Raw genomic sequence first — 15,217 nt, forward strand, 5'->3', positions numbered from 1 at the left:
CGCGACGGCTATGGGATGATCGCGCCATGAATACGCGGATGACCTTTCTGGCGGGCTTCATCGCCGCGGCCGGCGCACTGGCTTTTGCCTATTATCTGCAGTATGCGCACGGTTTGGAGCCGTGTCCGCTGTGTATTTTCCAGCGCGTGGCCATGGCCGGCGTTGGGCTGTTCTGTCTCGCGGGCTTCATCCACGGGCCGGGCGCCACCGGCGGTCGCGTCTATCTGGCGCTTGCGCTGATCTGTGCGCTCACCGGCGCGGCGATAGCTGCACGGCATGTGTGGCTCATGCATCTGCCGCCGGACCAGGTGCCGGCCTGCGGTCCGGGCCTGGATTATCTGATCGATATCATGCCGTTGACCGAAGTCCTGACCACGGTCCTGCGCGGCGACGCCAGCTGTGCCACGGTCAAGGGTGCATTCGCGGGTCTCAGTCTGCCGGCCTGGACCTGTATCTATTTCATCGGTCTGTCGCTGGCCGGTATGTTGGGGCTGTTGGTGGCCCCGGCCCGTTCGCGCAGTCGTTGAATCCTCCATTTCTTCTCATCAAGGCAAGCTCATGTATCCGGTCACCGATCTTTGCGACGAATTCTCCGACAAGATCCAGATAGCCGAGCCGATCTTCACCGACTTCGGTGCGGTCCTGGCTTTTGGCGGCCCGATCAGTACCGTCAAGTGCTTCGAGGACAACTCTCTGGTGCGCGCCGCGCTCGAGGAGCCCGGTGAGGGCCGTGTACTCGTGGTCGACGGGGGGGCCTCCGATCGCTGCGCGCTGCTTGGCGATAACCTCGCTCAACTCGCCATTGACAACGACTGGGCGGGCATCGTGGTCTACGGCTGTATCCGCGATAGCGCCGAGATCTCGCAGATGGATGTGGCGGTGAAGGCGCTCAATACGCACCCCAAGAAGTCCAGCAAGAAGAATCAGGGCGAGCGCGATGCGCCGGTGCGCTTTGCCGGCGTGTCGTTCATGCCGGGTGACTGGTTATATGCCGATCTCGACGGCGTGATCGTCTCGGAATCGGAATTGTCGCTGTCCGAATAGAAGCATCGGCCATCGCGCCCCGCAACACGCGTGCGGCCCCGTCCGGCGGGCAGGGCAGAAGCCGCCATGCCTGAGCCGTCAGTATCGCAAATTCGTCAGCCCCCGCCGGACTGTACGCGCTGCCCACGTCTTGTAAGCCTGCGCAAGCACGTGCGTACCGAACGGCCGAACTATCACGCGGCGCCGGTGCAAGCCTTCGGACCGGCCGACGGCCGCCTGTTGGTTGTCGGCCTGGCGCCAGGCATGCACGGCGCCAATGCCACTGGCCGCCCGTTTACCGGCGACCGCTCGGGCCAGCTTCTTTTTGAAACCCTGTACAGACAGGGGCTTTGCTCGGCGCCGGTCTCCGTAGGGCCGGGAGACGGGCTGCAGCTCCACGATTGTCGGATCACCAATGCCGTCAAATGTCTGCCGCCCGGCAATCGGCCGGTCGCCGCCGAGATCAACGCCTGCAATGCGTTTCTGCGAGCCGAAATCGAGCCGGCAACGGTCGTGCTCGCATTGGGCGGGCTGGCGCACAATGCCGTGGTGCGCGCACTGGGGCTGCGTCGGGCCGACCACCGCTTCGGCCACGACATCGTCCATCGCCTGCCGGCGGGCCAGACGCTGATCGATTCGTATCACTGCAGCCGCTACAACATCAACACCGGCCGGCTGACGCCGGCCATGCTCAATCGGGTGTTCGCACGCGCATGCCGAATGATTGCGGGCAACGGCTTGCCTGAGCCCTCGATGACGCCATAGTGATGCCATGACCGAGGCAGGCTTCGATTCCAAACGCTATCTGCGCCAGCTCACCCAGGCGCCGGGCGTCTATCGCATGTACGACGTCAAGGGTGACGTGTTGTATGTCGGCAAGGCGAAGAATCTCAAGAAACGGGTTTCGAGTTATTTCCTGCGGGCGTCGGGCAATGCAAAGACCGAATCCATGCTTGATCAGGTGGCCGATATCGAGGTCACGATCACGCATACCGAGGATGAGGCGCTGCTGCTGGAATCCACCCTCATCAAGCAGCACCGACCGCGCTACAACGTCTATCTGCGCGACGACAAGAGCTATCCTTATCTGCTGATCACCGGCGACAACGCCTACCCCCGCGTCGTCTATCACCGCGGTGCCCAGAAACGCCAGGGCCATTACTTCGGCCCGTTCCCGAGTGCGAGTGCGGTCAAGAGCACTCAGGACACGCTGATGCGACTGTTTCAGTTGCGCAATTGCCGAGACAGCTTTTTCGAGAACCGCTCGCGACCCTGCCTGCAATATCAGATCAAGCGGTGCAGCGCCCCTTGCGTGGGCCATATCAGCGAGGCCGATTATGCACGCGACGTGCAGGATGCGGTCGAACTGCTGGAAGGCCGCAACGAAAAACTCATTGATCGGCTGGTCGGTGATATGGAATCCGCGGCCCGGGCGCTGGACTTCGAGACGGCCGCCCGGCTACGGGAGAAGATATCGGCACTGCGCCGGCTGCAGTCGCAAAGCCAGAAAGTCGGTGGGCAGGGTGATTTCGATCTGATTTGTGCGGCGGTGGACGGCGGCGTGGCTGCCGTGGTCGTGGTGACCGTGCGGGGCGGGATCAATCTCGGCCATCGCAGCTTTTTTCCGAGCGCACCGGCCGGCACCGAATCGGCGGACGTCATGGCGGCCTTTGTCAGCCAGTATTATCTCGAGCGCAGGCCGCCACCGGAGCTGCTTGTCGACCCGATGCCGGCCGACGACGCCTGGTTGTCGGAAAGTCTGGCCGAGCGCGGTGGCCGGCGTGTCCATCTGAAGACTAGCGTACGCGGCGAGCGCCGCCGCTGGCTGGACAATACCCGGGCGACGCTGACCCAGACGCTGTCAGCCCAGTTGGCAAGCCGTGCCGGGGTGGAAAAACGTCTGGCTTCACTGGCCGACGCGCTGGGCCTGTCGGCACCGCCGATGCAGATGGCCTGCTTCGATATCAGTCATACGCGCGGCGAGCGTGCGGTGGCTTCGTGTGTCGTGTTCGAGGCCGGGGCGCCCCAGAAGTCCGCCTATCGGCGCTTCAATATCGACGGCATCGAGCCCGGAGACGATTACGCGGCCATGCGTCAGGCGCTCACACGCCGGTTCAAGCGGGTCAAGGACGGCGAGGCAGCGATGCCGGACCTGTTGCTGATCGATGGCGGCAAGGGCCAGCTCGGTGTGGCCGTGGAAACCCTGGACACGCTGGAAATACGCGGCGTGCAGCTGCTCGGCGTGGCCAAGGGCTCGACCCGCAAGCCGGGCCTCGAGCAGCTGTTTTTGCCCGGCCAGTCGGCGCCGCTTATACTGCCCGCGGACTCGCCCGGGCTGCATCTGATCCAGCAGATACGGGACGAAGCCCACCGCTTCGCCATAGCCGCCCATCGCGGTCAGCGTGGCAAGGCGCGGCAAGGTTCGATGCTCGACGGGATAGACGGACTGGGCCCAAAACGCCGCAAGAAGCTGCTTCAGACCTTCGGCGGGCCGAAGCAGGTCGCCCGGGCCGGCATCTCCGAGCTTGCACGCGTGGAGGGCATCAGTGCGACCATGGCACAACGCATCTACGATTATTTCCATAACACGGCGTAAGTCGGTAGCCGCAGGCCTGGCCGCGGTCGGCGCGTAGAGGAGACACGTTTGAACCTGCCCATCTGGCTGACCCTGTTTCGGCTCATTCTCATTCCCTTCGTGGTGGGGCTGCTGTTCGTGCCGCTGGCGGAGGCGAATATCGCCGCAGCTGTACTGTTCGGCATTGCGCTGGCGACCGACTGGCTCGACGGTCATCTCGCACGGCGCTGGAACCAGACCTCCGCATTCGGCGCCTTTCTCGACCCGGTTGCCGACAAACTCATCGTGTGCGCCGTGCTGGTGATGCTCGTCTACCGCGATCCGCACTACTATATCGCGCTGTCGGCCACGATCGTCGTCGGACGCGAGCTCACCGTATCGGCATTGCGTGAATGGATGGCCGAGCTCGGCGAGCGCGGGGTGGTCGCTGTGGGGGCAATGGGCAAGTACAAGACCGCAATCCAGATGGGCGCGATCTTCTGCATGGTCTTCGATCTCGCTCAACGCAGTGGCATCTACACGGTTGGTGTGGTGCTGCTGGTGATCGCGGCAGCCCTGACGCTCTGGTCCATGATCGAATATCTGCGTCAGGCCTGGCCCCGGTTGAGCATGGAGCGCTGAGCCAACGCCTCGCATCGGTTTCAATCGCTGCCTGAGCGAGGGTAGACGATTCATCGTTCCGATTCTCGTGGCGTGAGATCCTGGGGACAGCGCGAAGCGCTGTCGTGGCCTGGGATGGCCAGACACCGAACGGTGCGATGGGCGTTGTCGACCGTCGGCACCCGGTGCCGCCCACGGGAATAGGCGGCCATCGGAGCCCTCCGAGGCGGGCCGTTCTGCCAAACTCTGAAATCGTTCGGAAAAATGCCTTGACAGAAAAACAGTCTGGCCTAGAATATGCGCTCTCGACGGGCGGGAATAGCTCAGTGGTAGAGCACAACCTTGCCAAGGTTGGGGTCGCGAGTTCGAATCTCGTTTCCCGCTCCAAATAACACCGCCGAAACCTCGGCCCGACCGGTCGGGGTTTTTGTTTATCGGGCCCCGGCACGCTGTCGCCGGTCGCCCCACCGGCCAGGTGGCAGAGTGGTGATGCAGCGGCCTGCAAAGCCGCGTACCTCGGTTCGATTCCGGGCCTGGCCTCCATTATTTCGTCGAGACGCAGCCTTTCGCGGTTGCAATCGTCGGTGATTGGTCTCGTGATGTCACTGCATGGCCTGTAGGTGACCGCGTCGGCGATACGACATCCGCAGTCTTCCGATCGGGCCGCGAGCACGCCAGTGGTACTGGCCGGCCTGTCGGTCAACGAACCAGTCGCCCCCGTGCGGGAATGCTCGCTTTGTGCCTCGACAGTCCCGCGGATTTTCTTGGCGTGGCCCCGGCCGCACCTCATAGCACACGCCCTCACAGCTCACGCTGCAAGAACGCATTCGCGTCGCTTGTTCGCCCGTGGGGCTCGTCTTCTGCGGTCGTCGCCACCGGCCTAACCCTGCCTCGCTCCACGCAAGTCCCACCCCCATGGTCAAGCGGCCGGATCATGTCGTCCGGTACGATGCGTCATATGAGCAAGCCAGCCTCGCGAACGATCGACCACGCGGATACGGCGCTTGGCCGGCCGGGCGTTCTAGACGCGCGTGTCCCGGCAGACGGCGGACCGGCCATCGTGCGAGCGGGGCGGGCTCGATCGAAGAGGCGGTGGTTGGTGCGAGCGGGCGTCTGCGTATGAGCGTCGATCCACGAGCGGGCGGGCCGTCGCCTGCATCGGCGCGTGTGGATGTGAGCGCGCTGTGTGCGGCCTATGTGAACCGGCGCCCGGACCCGTCGGTGGCTGCGCATCAAGTGGCCTTCGGTACCACCGGCCATCGGGGTGTGGCGTTCGACCATAGCTTCAACGAGTGGCACGTGCTGGCGATCAGCCAGGCAATCTGCGACTACCGCCGACATCGCGGAATCGGCGGGCCGGTGTTTGTCGGCATCGATACACATGCGCTCTCGCAGCCGGCGCTGGACACCACGCTTGCGGTACTGGCTGCTAACGAGGTGCCCATGCGGGTGGCCGCGGCCGGCCAGTTCACGCCCACCCCGGCGGTCTCCCATGCCATTGTGGCCCACAACCGCGGTCCTCGCCGAGGGGATGCCGATGGCATCGTGATCACCCCGTCACACAACCCGCCGGAGTACGGCGGTTACAAATACAACCCACCTCACGGGGGCGCTGCCGGCAAGGCAGTTACCGACTGGATCCAGGCACGCGCCAATACGTTGCTTGCCTCTGGTCTGCAAGGGGTCAGACACGTCCCGCTCGGACGTGCCCGTGCCATGGCGGCGGCCGATCCATACGATTTTCTCGGCCATTATGTCGAGCAGCTGGACGCCGTCATCGATTTCGACGTGATTCGCAGTGCCGGGCTTCGTATCGGGGTCGATCCCATGGGCGGCGCCGGCGTGCATTACTGGCAGGCCATCGCCGAACGTTACGGCCTGCAGCTGACCGTGACCCACCCCGAGATCGATGCGCAGTTCGGTTTCATCCCGCTGGACTGGGACGGACGTATCCGCATGGATCCGTCGTCGAAATATGCGATGCGATCGTTGATCGCACGCAAGGACGAGTTCGATATCGCACTCGCCTGTGACACCGATCATGACCGGCACGGTATTGTGACTCCGGGCGATGGTCTGCTGGATTCCAACCATTACCTGTGTGTGATGATCGATTATCTGTTCCGTCATCGCTCGCGGTGGCCCGCTACCGCAGGAATCGGCAAAACGCTGGTCAGTACCGCGCTGATCGACCGGGTGGCGCGACAGCTTGGCCGTTCGGTGTTTGAGGTCCCGGCAGGTTTCAAATGGTTTGCGGATGGCCTGGCCGATGCCCGTCTCGGTTTCGCCGGCGAGGAAAGCGCCGGAGCAAGCTTTCTGCAACGTGACGGCTGCGCATCCGTGACCGACAAGGATGGGATCGCCCCCGGTCTCCTGGCCGCAGAGATCACGGCGCGCACTGGACGCGATCCGGGGGCACGGTATCGGCAACTCACCGACACCCTCGGCCAGCCGTTCGCCAAGCGACTCCAGGCACGAGCCAACACCGCCCAGAAAACCGCCCTGGCGAGATTGAGTTCACGCGAGCTCGATTGCGCCCGGCTGGCGGGAGAGCCTGTGACAGCCATTGTGGATCGCGCGCCGGGCAACAACGAGTTGATTGGCGGCATCAAGATCAGCACGGCAAACGGCTGGTTTGCTGCACGCCCGTCAGGCACCGAAGATATCTACAAGCTCTACGCAGAAAGCCTGCGCAGCGCCGAACATCTCGAGGCGATTCTGACCGATGCTCGGCACATTCTCGACCGGACCCTCGCCATCGCTCCTCCGGGGCAGGCATCGACGTGAGCGATCCAGGCCCTTGGTTCTGATGCGTCGGTGGGCGCATTCGAAGAGCAAATACCCGCGGCGCGCACTTTTCGATTCGCGCAAGGAGTCTGAACGACACCGGTTCGACGTCCTCCGACGGTTCATTTAACGAGCTCGCGGCGCGCAACGTTCACGGGCAGCATGCAGATCTACGGCGGCTGCGCCCGATGGCCCGGGGAGGGGCCTGTCGGTACACCGGGCGACGGCGGTCCGGAAAGCGCGCAGCGCGCCGGTGGCCGTGGACTCGGGCGTCGGCCTGATAACGGCGCGGCCCGTTCCGGTTCATATGCCGAGTTTGCGACGCGCGTCGTACGTACGGGCGGCACAGCGTTGTCATGCGGCGGCATCGTTCGTGCCGGCGTCGGCGTCGTCGAGCGGTATGCCGACTGGAACTGCTAGACTTGCGCGCCGTGCCCGGGTGGCGAAATTGGTAGACGCATGGGACTTAAAATCCCTTGGATTATTAATCCGTGCCGGTTCGAGTCCGGCCCCGGGCACCAATGACATGCCGAACCCGGGAGCGCTCTGGCAGCCATGGCGACGTCTCGTCTGATTATCGAAAATCTGGCCTGCGGACGGGGCGAAAAAGCGCTTTTCACCGGTCTGGATGCCGTGCTCAATCGCGGCATGGCGGCACGCGTGCTCGGTGACAACGGCATCGGCAAGACCACGTTGTTGCGCACGGTGGCCGGTCTGCACCGACCGATCGACGGCCGGGTGCGTTGGCAGGGTGTGGCGACCGGCGACGAGCCGGCCCCTTTGCGCGAGGACCTGTGTTTTATTGGCCATGAGAACGGGCTCAACGGGGCGCTTACTCCGGTCGAGAATCTGGACGTGCTCATGCGGCTTGCCGGGCGCCGCGTGAGTACCGACACGATTCGTCGCACGCTTGCCGAACTCGGTCTCAAGCGGTTGGCGCATCGGCCCTGCGAGCGGCTGTCGGCCGGCCAGCGTCGGCGGGTGTCGCTGACGCGCTTGTGGCTCACACAGGCGCCACTCTGGCTGCTCGACGAACCCGCCTCGGCGCTCGACGCCGACGCCCGGACGACGCTGTGCGAGCGCATGGCCGACCATGTGCAGGCCGGCGGCATACTGCTGTTCACCACTCACGAAGCGCTGGCCCTGCCGGGCGTGGATGTCGCCGCGATCGAGCTCGGTTCATGCTAGGCGTTTTCTGGGCCGTATTGCGCCGGGATCTGCAGTTGGCCTTCCGCCAGCGCGGCGTGCTCGTTCATCATCTGCTGTTTTTCATCCTGGTGGTCGCACTGTTTCCCCTGGGTACACAGGCGGACTCGACGGTGCTCGTTTCGGTTTCGCCGGCGCTTATCTGGATGTCGGTGCTCCTGGCCGCGCTGTTATCGCTCCAGCGTCTGTTTCGGCCGGACTTCGAGGACGGCACCCTCGAGCAGTATCTGCTTTCGCCGGAACCGTTGGCCGTGATTGCGCTGGCCAAGGTGGCGGCCTACTGGCTGGCCAGTGGATTGGTGTTCGTGATCGCCTCGCCGCTGCTTGTGCTGCTGCTGGGCGTGCCCGCGGCCGCGGTTCCCGTTATCATGGCCAGCCTGCTACTCGGCACGCCCACGCTGGGGCTGGTGGGCGCGATCGGCACGGCACTCACGCTGAGTCTGCCCAGGGCGGGGCTGCTGTTGAGCCTGCTGATCTTTCCGCTGTACGTGCCGGTGCTAATCTTCGGCGCCGGTGCGATGCAGGCCGCGATCGCCGGGCTGCCGTATGCGGGCCCGCTGTATCTGTTGGGTGCATTGCTGGCATTGGGTATCAGCACCGCACCCTGGGCGATTGCGGCGGCGTTGCGAATAAGCCTGGAATAATCGGGCGCTCGTACGGAGCAAAGTCCGGATTTTGTTGTCGAAAACCTCGATGCTGCGTGCAGGGCGCGTATCGGGACCGAACGAACGAGAGGAGATGCGCCGCGGCGTGGGTTTGTATGAACGATGACAGCCGATCCATCAATCGAACGGCCTGGCGGTGGCCGGTTCGTACCGCCCACCGATAACGGGTTCGCGTTTTGGCGAAGAGTCGATTCATGCGCTGGCTGCATACCTTCGGGTCCCTGCCGTACTTCTATCGGGTAAGTCGTCCGATCGCCTGGGCGCTGGCCGTGCCCGGTCTGCTGCTGGCCGGCTACGGGATCTATGCAGGGCTGGTGCTCGCCCCGACCGACTATCAGCAGGGTGATGCGTTTCGTATCCTGTATATCCACGTGCCCAGCGCGTGGCTGTCATTATTCGGTTACACGAGCATGGCCGTGGCGGGCTTCATCGCGCTGGTCTGGCGGCTCAAGCTGGCCGAGATCTATCTGATCGCCGCCGCGCCCGTGGGCGCGAGCTTCACGTTTCTGGCCCTGGTGACGGGCTCGATCTGGGGCAAGCCGATGTGGGGAACCTGGTGGGTGTGGGACGCCCGGCTCACCTCGGAGTTGATCCTGCTGTTCCTGTATCTGGGCGTGATCGCACTGCATAACGCGATCGAATCGCCGCGGACCGCTGCACGTGCATGTGCGCTGCTGGCGGTGGTGGGCGTGATCAACGTGCCGATTATTCATTACTCGGTAGAGTGGTGGAACACCCTGCATCAGGGTCCGACGGTGACCCGTTTCGGCAAGCCGGCCATGGAGATGGACATGCTCGTGCCGCTGTTGTCGGCAGCCCTCGGTTTTACCCTGATGTTCGGCTGGCTGACGCTCTGGGGCATGCGCGTGCAACTGCTCTGGCGTGAGCGCCGTAGTCGCTGGGTCGGGCGCATGATCGGGAGCGCCTACGATGCATGACAGCTGGCAGCAATTCTGGGCCATGGGCGGTTATGCAGCGTTCGTGTGGAGCAGCTACGGTATCGCCGCCGTGGTGTTGATAGGCAATATTCTGGCCCCCGTGATCGCGCATCGCCGCCTGGTGCGCCGTATTCGCAACGAGGAATTCGATGACTAGAACCCGACGTCGTCGTCTGATGCTGGTGGGAGGGCTGTTCGTCGGCCTGGCCGCCGCCGTGGCGCTGGCCCTGACGGCTTTCAGCCAGAACCTGCTGTATTTCTACCAGCCGAGCGAGATCGTTGCCGGCAAGGTGCCGCCGGACACGCGTTTTCGTATCGGCGGTCTGGTGGAGAACGGTTCCGTACAGCGCAACCACAGCGACTTGATCGTGCGTTTCAAGCTGGCCGACTGCGAAGCCAGCGTGCCCGTACAGTTCAAGGGCACGCTCCCGGATCTGTTTCGCGAGGGGCAGGGCATCGTCGCCTACGGCAAGCTAGACGGTCGCGGGGCGTTCGTGGCTGACGAAGTGCTGGCCAAGCACGATGAGAACTACATGTCGCCGGATGTGGCCGAAGCCATGAAGGACAAGCAGGGGGTCAGTTGCATGCCGACCAATATGAAGCCGGATATGCAGGCCGCCCGATGATTCCCGAATTAGGACATTTCGCCCTGATTCTGGCGCTGGGGCTCGCACTGGTCCAGACCGTCGTGCCGATTTACGGAGTCGTCCGTTCGCGGGCTGACTGTCTGGCCGTCGCCGCCCCGGCGGCGATCGGGCAATTCGTGATGCTGAGTATTGCCTTCGCGGCGCTCGGTTTCGCTTTCTATGCCAATGATTTCTCGGTGGCTTACGTAGCGGCGAATTCGAATACGCACCTGCCGTGGTTCTACCGGATCGCCGCGATCTGGGGGGCGCACGAAGGCTCGCTGCTGCTGTGGATGATGGAACTGGCCTGCTGGAGTCTGGCGGTGGCCGCGGCCAGCCGAAGTCTGCCGCGAGAGGTGGCCAGCTGCGTGCTGGCGGTGATGGGCGCGATCAGCGTCGGCTTCCTGTTGTTCACCTTGTTTACCTCCAATCCGTTCGTTCGCGAATTTCCCATGCCTTCGGAGGGCCGGGATCTGAACCCGCTGTTGCAGGACCCGGGTCTCGTGTTCCATCCGCCCATGCTCTATATGGGCTATGTCGGCTTCTGCGTGGCGTTCGCGTTCGCCATTACCGCGTTGATCACCGGCCGTGTCGACAGCGCGTGGACGCGCTGGACCCGGCCCTGGACGACGGCCGCGTGGGTGTTCCTTACCATCGGCATTACGCTGGGTAGCTGGTGGGCCTACAACGAACTCGGCTGGGGCGGCTGGTGGTTCTGGGATCCGGTGGAAAACGCCTCTTTCATGCCTTGGCTGGTTGGTACGGCCCTCATCCACTCGCTGGCGGTGACCGAAAAACGCGGCATCTTCAAGAGCTGGACGGTGTTGCTGGCAATCACCGCGTTTGCGCTGTCACTGCTGGGCACGTTCCTGGTGCGATCCGGCGTGCTCATTTCGGTGCATGCGTTCGCCACCGATCCAGCGCGCGGGGTCTATATTCTGGCGTTCTTCGCCGTGGTCATTGGCGGGTCCCTGTTGCTGTACGCGGTTCGCGCGCCGCAGTTCGAAAGTGGCGGCGAGCCGGTGGCCGCACTCTCGCGCGAAGGCCTGTTGCTTCTTAACAATATCTTTCTGGTCGTTGCGGCCGCGGGCGTGCTGCTGGGTACGCTCTATCCGATCCTGGCCGACTCGCTCGGCATGGGCCGTATTTCCGTCGGTCCGCCGTATTTCAATAAGATATTCATTCCTCTGACCGCGCCGCTGGTCGTCTTGGTCGGCTTTGCCGCGGTCATGGCATGGAAACGGACGCGGCTCGAGACGCTGCGTTCGCGCCTGTGGCTGCCGCTTGTCGCGGCCATCGTGGCTGGGGTCGTGCTGCCGCTGGTGACCCTGGGCACCACGGCACTGGCCGCGATTGCCGGCTGCGTGTTGGGCAGCTGGGCCATTCTGACTGCGATCGAGGATGTGGTTCGGCGTACCAGCGGGCGACGCACGATGTTGCCCCGTAATGTGCTGGGCATGACCCTCGCACATGTCGGTGTCGGGGTGTTCGTGATCGGCGTGAGCCTGGTCAGCGGGTTCGGCGGCGAGCACGACGTACGCATGGCGCCGGGTGACCAGGCGTCGATCGCCGGCTACGACTTCCGGTTCCTGGGCACACGTCACGAAGACGGCCCGAACTATGTCGCGGAGATCGGCGACTTCGTCGTCTCGCGTGACGGCAAACAATTCAACGAGCTGTACCCGGCCAAGCGGCGCTACAACGCCAGCGGCCAGGTCATGACCGAATCCGGTATCGACGTCGGTGTATTCCGCGATTTGTATGTCTCGCTGGGCGAGCCGTTAGCTGGTGACGCTTGGAGCGTCCGTCTCTATTACAGGCCCTTCGTGCGGTGGATATGGGCGGGCGGATTTCTGGCGGCGATCGGCGGGTTGCTCGCGCTGTCCGACAAGCGCTACTGGCGGCGCGAACGCGCCGCAGAACGGGCGGCCCGGCAGGGCGGTCTGCAGCCGGCCGGCACGTAATGCGCTGGCGTACGCTCGCACCCATCATCGTAGTGATGGGCCTGATCGTGCTGCTCGGCTACGGGTTGACGCGGCGTCCGGATATTCTGCCTTCGGCTCTGATTGGCAAAACTGCGCCCGCCTTCGATCTGCCCACGCTCGCCTCCGATCGGCCGCGGATATCGGCCGCGGATCTGAAAGGCCGAGTCACGCTGGTCAACGTGTGGGCCAGCTGGTGTGTGGCCTGTCGAGCCGAGCACGCTTTGATCACAGAGATCTCGCAGCAAACCGGCGTCCCGGTGGTCGGTCTTAACTATAAAGACACCAAGCAGGCGGCGTTGCGCTGGCTGGGTCGCTACGGCAATCCGTTCGCAGTGGTCGCTTTCGACGAGAGCGGGCAGGTCGGCATCGACTGGGGCGTGGCGGCCGTGCCGGAGACATTCGTGCTCGATCGCAGTGGCACGATCGTCTACAAGGTGGTCGGGGCGATCACCCCCGAGGAAATGAAGCAGACGCTCATACCCAAGCTCAAACAGCTCAAGCAGGCCTCATGATTCGGCGAATGGGCTGGCTATGGCTATGTCTGAGCCTCGCGCTGCTGGCGGGCGCGGCCGGTGCGGCGACCGTGGGCGATACCACCCTGACCGACGCACAACTGGCGCGCTATCACTCGCTCAACGCGGAGTTGCGGTGTCTGATCTGCCAGAACCGGACCATCGCCGAATCGGACGCACCGCTGGCCAAGGATCTGCGCGATATCGTTGCGCGCCAGCTGGCCGCCGGTCGCAGCGATGCCCAGATCAAGCAATATCTGGTGGACCGCTACGGTGAGTGGGTGCTCTATGATCCGCCGCTACAGACCTCGACGCTCATACTATGGCTCGGGCCGTTCGCACTGCTGTTGTTCGGCCTGGCCGTGGTGATGCTGATCATGCGCGGTCGGCGCAGGTCGCCGGCAGCGCCGCCGGCGCTCGACCGGCAGCGCCTGGCCCGAGTGCTTGAGGGCCATTCTCCAAGCCCGGATCACCGCGCAGCGGATCCCGACAAGGATCGTTCATGATCGAATTTGTGCTGTTCGCGACCCTTCTGGTGGTCGCGAGTCTGGTATTCGTGCTCATTCCGCTGTGGCGGGCTCGGATTTCGAGTGCCGATCGCCGGCGTGAAGCGAACATCACGATCTATCATCAGCGTTATGCAGAGATCGAGCGCGAAGTCTCCGCGGGACGCATGACCCGGCGGGACGCCGAATACGAAAAGGACGAACTCGGTGCCCGCCTGCTGGCTGATATCGATGAGACGCCGTCGCTCACCGGCGCACCGACCCGCGCGGGCCGGCCATGGTTCACATCGCTGTTGATGATCGCGTTACTGGTCGTCGGCACAACCGGCACCTACTGGTATCTCGGTGATCCCGCGGCGTTCGAAAACGCCGACATGCCCGATATCGCGACCATGGTTCGCGAGCTGGAGCAGCGGGTTGAGGCAGCGCCGGACGACCTGCAGGCACGAGCGATGCTGGCCCGCGCTCAGGAGGCGACGGGCGACTATGCCGGCGCTGCAGAAAACTATCGCGCGCTCAATGCCGCCATGCCCGAGCCGCAGGCACCCATCATTGCCGCCGAGGCCGAAGCCACGTTGCAGGCCAGCGACGACCTCCAGGGGCGCACACAGCAATTGTTCGCTCAGCTGCTGGAACTCGACCCGGCAAGCCGCGAGGCGCTCTGGTATCTGGGTCTGGCTGCTGCCGAACGAGGCGACGACCCGCAGGCGGTCGAGTACTGGACACGTCTGCTCGATCAAGACCTGCCGAGCGATTTTGCGGACATGGTTCGTAACCGTCGCAATGAGCTCACCGGACGCAAACCCGAACTGGGGGGCGCGGATTGAACGTATTGTTTCGCCCTGATAAAGGGGTTACCTTCGCGGGCAGCGCTTTAACCCAAGGTTTTTGATGGCGGCACATCAGACGCGGCTCGAGTATGAAAGTCTTCCGGCGGTGATGCCGTCGTATGTGCGGGCGGCAACGACGCTTTCCGGCAGCCTGTCCCGGGGCGAAACCATTCCGGACATCGTGGCCGAGCTGCCCGATCTGGCGGTTCGTGCCGACGCGCTGGCCCAATATCGCAAAGTGTGCGGATTCTCACACTCGCGGCACCTGCCGGTTACCTATCCGCATGTGCTGGCGTTTCCGATGCATATGGCCGTGCTCACCCACAAGCGGTTTCCGCTCAAGCTGCTCGGGCTGATCCACGTGCGAAACGAGATCACCCAGCATCGCGCAATCGCCACTGATGAAAAGCTGCATATCGAAGTCCGCGTCGATGGCCACCGCGACGTCGCCAAGGGCGTCGAATTCGACCTGGTCACGCGCGTGCGCGACCGCGCCGGCGAGCTGGTATGGGAAGAAACCGGTGCGATGCTGTCTCGGCAGAAGTCGCATGACCGCGGCGGCCGGGACCAGCCCAGATCGAAGCCGCCCGAGCCGCCGGCATCGCCCGACGTGAGCGAGGATTGGGAGGTACCGGCCGATATCGGACGTCGTTACGCCCGAGCCGCCGGCGACTACAACCCGATTCATCTGAGCGCCTATTCGGCCAAACTGTTCGGCTTTCCGCGTGCGATCGCGACCGGCATGTGGACCAAGGCCCGAGCCGCCGCGACCCTGGAGCCCCGCCTGTCCGGTGAGGCCTTCACCTTGGGCGTTGCGTTCAAGAAGCCGGTGTTCCTGCCCAGTCGGGTACGTCTCGGTTATAACCTCACCGAGCAGGGCGCCGAGTTCGCGCTCACCGATTCGAAAGGCGATATCGTCCACCTGCTCGGTGATGTTCGCTACCGCTGAGCCTATTCCGTTTTC

General features: G+C 64.0%; 16 protein-coding genes and 3 tRNA genes. All 19 read left to right on the forward strand.

What is annotated here, in order from left to right:
* The first annotated feature begins 26 nt into the window (after positions 1-26).
* Entirely contained in the window at positions 27-527 is a 501-nt protein-coding gene (locus T31B1_RS07855; protein WP_353248941.1) for a disulfide bond formation protein B, read from the forward strand.
* A gap of 31 nt (positions 528-558) precedes the next feature.
* Complete coding sequence (gene rraA, locus T31B1_RS07860; protein ID WP_353248942.1) at positions 559-1,044, forward strand: ribonuclease E activity regulator RraA; 486 nt, start codon at positions 559-561, stop codon at positions 1,042-1,044.
* Between the two features lie 66 nt (positions 1,045-1,110).
* A complete protein-coding gene (locus tag T31B1_RS07865; RefSeq protein WP_353248943.1) occupies positions 1,111-1,788 on the forward strand; it encodes a uracil-DNA glycosylase in 678 nt (225 codons plus the stop codon).
* 7 nt (positions 1,789-1,795) lie between these two features.
* Entirely contained in the window at positions 1,796-3,619 is a 1,824-nt protein-coding gene (uvrC, locus tag T31B1_RS07870; protein WP_353248944.1) for an excinuclease ABC subunit UvrC, read from the forward strand.
* 48 nt (positions 3,620-3,667) lie between these two features.
* Positions 3,668-4,219 (forward strand): CDP-diacylglycerol--glycerol-3-phosphate 3-phosphatidyltransferase, encoded by a 552-nt coding sequence (pgsA, locus tag T31B1_RS07875; protein ID WP_353248945.1) that lies wholly within the window; start codon positions 3,668-3,670, stop codon positions 4,217-4,219.
* A 291-nt stretch (positions 4,220-4,510) separates the two neighbouring features.
* A tRNA-Gly gene (locus T31B1_RS07880) sits at positions 4,511-4,585 on the forward strand.
* A gap of 82 nt (positions 4,586-4,667) precedes the next feature.
* A tRNA-Cys gene (locus T31B1_RS07885) sits at positions 4,668-4,741 on the forward strand.
* A gap of 576 nt (positions 4,742-5,317) precedes the next feature.
* Entirely contained in the window at positions 5,318-6,985 is a 1,668-nt protein-coding gene (locus tag T31B1_RS07890; RefSeq protein WP_353248946.1) for a phosphohexomutase domain-containing protein, read from the forward strand.
* Between the two features lie 433 nt (positions 6,986-7,418).
* A tRNA-Leu gene (locus tag T31B1_RS07895) sits at positions 7,419-7,506 on the forward strand.
* A 34-nt stretch (positions 7,507-7,540) separates the two neighbouring features.
* On the forward strand, positions 7,541-8,173 hold the full coding sequence (ccmA, locus tag T31B1_RS07900; RefSeq protein ID WP_353248947.1) for a cytochrome c biogenesis heme-transporting ATPase CcmA: 633 nt from the start codon (positions 7,541-7,543) through the stop codon (positions 8,171-8,173).
* A complete protein-coding gene (ccmB, locus tag T31B1_RS07905) occupies positions 8,167-8,835 on the forward strand; it encodes a heme exporter protein CcmB (RefSeq protein WP_353248948.1) in 669 nt (222 codons plus the stop codon). Before ccmA ends, ccmB begins: the two co-directional genes overlap by 7 nt.
* 215 nt (positions 8,836-9,050) lie before the next feature.
* On the forward strand, positions 9,051-9,794 hold the full coding sequence (locus T31B1_RS07910; RefSeq protein WP_353248949.1) for a heme ABC transporter permease: 744 nt from the start codon (positions 9,051-9,053) through the stop codon (positions 9,792-9,794).
* Complete coding sequence (gene ccmD / locus T31B1_RS07915; RefSeq protein WP_353248950.1) at positions 9,787-9,951, forward strand: heme exporter protein CcmD; 165 nt, start codon at positions 9,787-9,789, stop codon at positions 9,949-9,951. The genes T31B1_RS07910 and ccmD overlap by 8 nt, the downstream gene beginning before the upstream one ends.
* Entirely contained in the window at positions 9,944-10,420 is a 477-nt protein-coding gene (ccmE, locus tag T31B1_RS07920; protein WP_353248951.1) for a cytochrome c maturation protein CcmE, read from the forward strand. Before ccmD ends, ccmE begins: the two co-directional genes overlap by 8 nt.
* Positions 10,417-12,384 carry a heme lyase CcmF/NrfE family subunit gene (locus T31B1_RS07925; protein ID WP_353248952.1) on the forward strand — a complete coding sequence of 656 codons (1,968 nt, stop codon included), beginning with the start codon at positions 10,417-10,419 and terminating at the stop codon, positions 12,382-12,384. The genes ccmE and T31B1_RS07925 overlap by 4 nt, the downstream gene beginning before the upstream one ends.
* A complete protein-coding gene (locus T31B1_RS07930) occupies positions 12,384-12,917 on the forward strand; it encodes a DsbE family thiol:disulfide interchange protein (RefSeq protein ID WP_353248953.1) in 534 nt (177 codons plus the stop codon). The genes T31B1_RS07925 and T31B1_RS07930 overlap by 1 nt, the downstream gene beginning before the upstream one ends.
* On the forward strand, positions 12,914-13,423 hold the full coding sequence (locus T31B1_RS07935) for a cytochrome c-type biogenesis protein (protein ID WP_353248954.1): 510 nt from the start codon (positions 12,914-12,916) through the stop codon (positions 13,421-13,423). Before T31B1_RS07930 ends, T31B1_RS07935 begins: the two co-directional genes overlap by 4 nt.
* Complete coding sequence (ccmI, locus tag T31B1_RS07940) at positions 13,420-14,250, forward strand: c-type cytochrome biogenesis protein CcmI (protein ID WP_353248955.1); 831 nt, start codon at positions 13,420-13,422, stop codon at positions 14,248-14,250. Before T31B1_RS07935 ends, ccmI begins: the two co-directional genes overlap by 4 nt.
* Before the next feature lie 64 nt (positions 14,251-14,314).
* Entirely contained in the window at positions 14,315-15,202 is an 888-nt protein-coding gene (locus T31B1_RS07945) for a MaoC family dehydratase (RefSeq protein WP_353248956.1), read from the forward strand.
* The last annotated feature ends 15 nt before the right edge of the window (positions 15,203-15,217 follow it).

It is taken from the genome of Salinisphaera sp. T31B1 (genome assembly GCF_040361275.1).
Taxonomy (GTDB): Bacteria; Pseudomonadota; Gammaproteobacteria; order Nevskiales; family Salinisphaeraceae; genus Salinisphaera.

Coding starts and splice junctions, on each gene's coding strand:
- T31B1_RS07855 (WP_353248941.1), top strand. CDS start 27: ATGAATACGCGGATGACCTTTCTGGCGGGCTTCATCGCCGCGGCCGGC.
- rraA (WP_353248942.1), top strand. CDS start 559: ATGTATCCGGTCACCGATCTTTGCGACGAATTCTCCGACAAGATCCAG.
- T31B1_RS07865 (WP_353248943.1), top strand. CDS start 1,111: ATGCCTGAGCCGTCAGTATCGCAAATTCGTCAGCCCCCGCCGGACTGT.
- uvrC (WP_353248944.1), top strand. CDS start 1,796: ATGACCGAGGCAGGCTTCGATTCCAAACGCTATCTGCGCCAGCTCACC.
- T31B1_RS07890 (WP_353248946.1), top strand. CDS start 5,318: ATGAGCGTCGATCCACGAGCGGGCGGGCCGTCGCCTGCATCGGCGCGT.
- ccmA (WP_353248947.1), top strand. CDS start 7,541: ATGGCGACGTCTCGTCTGATTATCGAAAATCTGGCCTGCGGACGGGGC.
- ccmB (WP_353248948.1), top strand. CDS start 8,167: ATGCTAGGCGTTTTCTGGGCCGTATTGCGCCGGGATCTGCAGTTGGCC.
- T31B1_RS07910 (WP_353248949.1), top strand. CDS start 9,051: ATGCGCTGGCTGCATACCTTCGGGTCCCTGCCGTACTTCTATCGGGTA.
- ccmD (WP_353248950.1), top strand. CDS start 9,787: ATGCATGACAGCTGGCAGCAATTCTGGGCCATGGGCGGTTATGCAGCG.
- ccmE (WP_353248951.1), top strand. CDS start 9,944: ATGACTAGAACCCGACGTCGTCGTCTGATGCTGGTGGGAGGGCTGTTC.
- T31B1_RS07925 (WP_353248952.1), top strand. CDS start 10,417: ATGATTCCCGAATTAGGACATTTCGCCCTGATTCTGGCGCTGGGGCTC.
- T31B1_RS07930 (WP_353248953.1), top strand. CDS start 12,384: ATGCGCTGGCGTACGCTCGCACCCATCATCGTAGTGATGGGCCTGATC.
- T31B1_RS07935 (WP_353248954.1), top strand. CDS start 12,914: ATGATTCGGCGAATGGGCTGGCTATGGCTATGTCTGAGCCTCGCGCTG.
- ccmI (WP_353248955.1), top strand. CDS start 13,420: ATGATCGAATTTGTGCTGTTCGCGACCCTTCTGGTGGTCGCGAGTCTG.
- T31B1_RS07945 (WP_353248956.1), top strand. CDS start 14,315: ATGGCGGCACATCAGACGCGGCTCGAGTATGAAAGTCTTCCGGCGGTG.